This window comes from Herminiimonas sp. (assembly GCF_030645555.1).
Taxonomy (GTDB): Bacteria; Pseudomonadota; Gammaproteobacteria; order Burkholderiales; family Burkholderiaceae_D; genus Oxalicibacterium.
This window is the reverse complement of record NZ_JAUSME010000332.1, coordinates 1-3,731: the sequence shown is the minus strand read 5'-3', so window position 1 is coordinate 3,731 and position 3,731 is coordinate 1. Positions and strand designations below refer to the sequence as shown.

The following is a 3,731-nucleotide window of genomic DNA, read 5'->3' as shown; positions in this document are numbered from 1 at the left end:
CGTCGGCTAGATGCCGCAGGACCCGACCGAGGATTTTCTCTAGGTTATCAACCTGAGCGACTGGATGGGCCAGTGGACGCAGGAAGGCGACGACGATCAAGCCGTGCGCTCGATACTCGGCCGCCTGCTGTTCGGTGGTGACGACGTGAAGAAATCGGTCAAGGTCCTGTCCGGTGGTGAAAAAGGCCGCATGACGTATGGCAAGCTGATGCTGGGCCGCCATAACGTGCTGTTGCTGGATGAGCCGACCAACCATATGGACATGGAATCGATCGAGTCGCTGAACATCGCGCTGGAAAAATATGCCGGCACGCTGATTTTCGTGTCGCATGATCGCGAATTCGTCTCTTCGCTGGCCACACGCGTGCTGGAACTCAAGGATGGCGAGATCATCGACTTCCAGGGCAGCTACGAGGATTACCTGTCCAGCCAGGGCATCGAGTAAGTATGGCCAGGGAAAAGCGCGACGCGGCATCGTCCACGTCGCGCTTTTTCACATGCGCGCCGCTTGTTAGTCTGGTATCGGGCCCGGCAGCCCATATATCGGAATGGCGCTACAATTTGCCTCGCACCTTGTTACAGCACACCACATACACCGTCTTCACTTAGCGACCAGCCATGCAAATCCTGCCTATCAAAACCGTTGAATTCGAACACCCAGCCATGCAAAGCGGCATCAGTTGCACGGAGCGAGCCTGGGCACGTGTACCGGCTACACCGTCGCCGGAAGAAAAAATTGCATTGAAGGAACGCATCAAGCGCTTGCTGAAGGAGCGTGGCGCGGTGCTGGTGGCGCATTACTATGTTGACGCCGACCTGCAGGACCTGGCCGAAGAAACCGGCGGCTGCGTATCGGATTCGCTCGAGATGGCACGCTTCGGGCGCGATCATCCGGCCAGGACGCTGGTCGTGGCCGGCGTCAAGTTCATGGGCGAAACCGCAAAGATACTCAGCCCTGAAAAAACCATACTGATGCCGGATCTGGATGCGACCTGTTCGCTTGATCTCGGCTGTCCTGCGGATGAATTCGCCGCCTTCTGCGATGCGCATCCGGATCGCGTCGTTGTCGTCTATGCCAATACCAGCGCTGCGGTGAAGGCACGCGCCGACTGGATGGTGACGTCTTCGATCGGTTTGCAAATCGTCGCGCACCTGCATGCACAAGGCAAAAAAATCCTGTGGGCGCCGGACAAGCATCTGGGCGGCTATATACAAAAGCAGACTGGGGCCGACATGCTGCTGTGGCAAGGCTCCTGCATAGTGCATGACGAGTTCAAGGCCGTCGAACTCGAGTTGCTGAAGAAGGAACATCCGCTGGCCAAGGTGCTGGTGCATCCCGAGTCGCCTGCCGCCGTGGTGGCGCTGGCCGATGCGGTCGGTTCGACTTCGCAACTGATCCATGCGGCGCAAACGATGGATGCGCCGGAATTCATCGTCGCTACTGACAACGGCATACTGCACAAGATGAAAATGGCAGCGCCGGGCAAGATATTCATCGATGCGCCTACGGCCGGCAACAGTGCCACCTGCAAGAGCTGCGCGCATTGTCCGTGGATGGCAATGAACAGTTTGCAGAACCTGGCCGATGTACTGGAATCGGGCCGCAATGAAATCCATGTCGACCCGGAAATCGGCCGCAAGGCGCATGTCTGCATAGACCGCATGCTGGATTTCGCCGCTGCGCAAAAAGCCAATGTACGTCCATCCAGCGATTTGGCAAAAGAACAAAAACTGTTTTCAGGCATAGGTCCGGCATGAGCCTGCTGCGCAATCCATACGCTCCTTTTGATGCCGCTCTGGCAGCGGCTTTTGAAGAAAACATCGTCTCTGCCATCGCCGAAGATGTCGGTAGCGGCGACGTCACCGGCAAGCTGGTGCCTGAACATGACATAGTCAACGCGCATGTGATCGTGCGCGAGGCGGCCGTGCTGTGCGGCGCACCGTGGTTTGAAGGCGTGATGAAGCAGATAGACCCGCGCATCAATATTGTATGGCGTTATGCAGAGGGCGATCTGATGCAGGCCGACAGCATGGTCTGCGCAATCGAAGGCCCGGCGCGTGCCTTGCTGACGGCGGAACGGGCGGCGCTGAATTTCCTGCAACTGTTGTCCGGTGTTGCCACTGCCACCCGCGATTATGTCGCCTTGATAGCCGGCACCAAGGCCGCCATTCTGGATACGCGCAAAACGCTGCCCGGTTTGCGTCTGGCGCAGAAGTACGCAGTGCGCGTAGGTGGCGGCAAGAATCAGCGGCTGGCGCTGTATGACGGCATCCTGATCAAGGAAAACCACATCGCCGCAGCCGGTGGCGTGAGTGCGGCGATGCAGGCGGCGCTGGCCTTGCACGCCGGCGTGACGATACAGATAGAGGTAGAGACGCTGGTGCAGCTCGATGAGGCGCTTGCGGCCGGTGCGCAAGCTGTGCTGCTGGATAATTTCTCGCTGGATGCGATGCATGCAGCCGTCATTTTGAATCAGGGGCGCGCAGTGCTGGAAGCCTCGGGCGGCGTGAATCGGGATTCGGTCAGGGCAATTGCAGAGACTGGTGTCGACCGGATTTCGATAGGCGGCTTGACCAAGGATGTGCGGGCTACCGATTACTCGTTGCGGATCATTGCGGCGCAATAGGTCGATAAATATCCGCTGTAAAAAAAGCCGCTGATCTTGCGATCAGCGGCTTTTTTATTGGTTTGTTGCTGCCCGATTATTTTCGGTCAGGTTGCAACACGCTAGGCAAGGCTTTCGGCAGCGTCTCAGGATAGTCGCGGCTGAAATGCAGGCCGCGGCTTTCACGACGTGACAATGCGCTATTGACGATCAGCGATGCTACTTCCACCAGATTACGCAACTCCAGCAAATCCGGCGTGATGCGGAAATGCGCGTAGTACTCGTCGATTTCTTCCTTCAACAGGCGGATGCGATGTTGCGCGCGTTCCAGCCGTTTGGTGGTGCGCACGATGCCGACGTAATTCCACATGAAGCGCCGCAGTTCTTCCCAGTTGTTGGTGATGATGACTTCTTCATCGGCATCGGTGACGCGACTTTCATCCCAGGCCGGCAGGACGACGGTTTTTTGCTTCGGCTGTTCATCGATGTATTTCGCCGTGGCGCGACCGAGTACCAGGCATTCCAGCAACGAGTTGCTGGCCAGGCGGTTGGCGCCGTGCAGGCCGGTGCAGGTGGCTTCGCCGACGGCATACAGGCCCGGCAGGTCGGTGCGGCCTGACAGGTCGGTGATGATGCCGCCGCAAGTGTAATGCGCAGCCGGCACGACCGGGATAGGCTGTTTGGTCATGTCTATGCCCAGCTCCAGGCAGCGCGCCATGATGGTGGGGAAATGTTCTTTCAGGAATTCCGGTGACTTGTCGCTGATGTCGAGATCGACATAATCGACGCCGCGTTTTTTCATTTCCGCATCGATGGCGCGGGCGACGATGTCGCGCGGCGCCAGTTCGGCGCGTGCATCATGCTCGGGCATGAAGCGCTTGCCGCTATCCTTGCCGGCCGTGACCGGCAGCTTCAGTACGCCGCCTTCGCCGCGCACGGCTTCGGTGATCAGGAATGATTTTGCGTATGGGTGATAAAGGCAGGTCGGATGGAACTGGATGAATTCCATGTTGGCGATGCGGCAGCCGGCACGCCATGCCATTGCAATCCCGTCGCCAGTCGCGGTATCCGGATTGGTCGTGTACAGATAGACCTTGCCGGCGCCGCCGGTGGCCAGCACGGTGT

General features: G+C 58.5%; 3 protein-coding genes and 1 pseudogene. 3 read left to right on the top strand and 1 reads right to left on the bottom strand.

Translation table 11 applies throughout. The annotated features are described in order from the left end of the window. Positions 1 to 10: 10 nt before the first annotated feature. From Q7T06_RS12480 to nadC, 3 genes and pseudogenes are all read left to right on the top strand, one after another. Positions 11 to 445: pseudogene (locus Q7T06_RS12480) on the top strand (ATP-binding cassette domain-containing protein); the annotation flags it as partial. A 173-nt stretch (positions 446 to 618) separates the two neighbouring features. Then, a complete protein-coding gene (gene nadA, locus Q7T06_RS12475; RefSeq protein WP_304785129.1) occupies positions 619 to 1,758 on the top strand; it encodes a quinolinate synthase NadA in 1,140 nt (379 codons plus the stop codon). Beyond that, positions 1,755 to 2,627, top strand: coding sequence for a carboxylating nicotinate-nucleotide diphosphorylase (gene nadC, locus Q7T06_RS12470; RefSeq protein WP_304785128.1), 873 nt, complete (start codon positions 1,755 to 1,757; stop codon positions 2,625 to 2,627). The genes nadA and nadC overlap by 4 nt, the downstream gene beginning before the upstream one ends. A gap of 76 nt (positions 2,628 to 2,703) precedes the next feature. Here nadC and nadB read toward each other — a convergent pair. Next, the coding region (gene nadB / locus Q7T06_RS12465; protein WP_304785127.1) for an L-aspartate oxidase at positions 2,704 to 3,731 on the bottom strand (1,028 nt) is incomplete at its 5' end.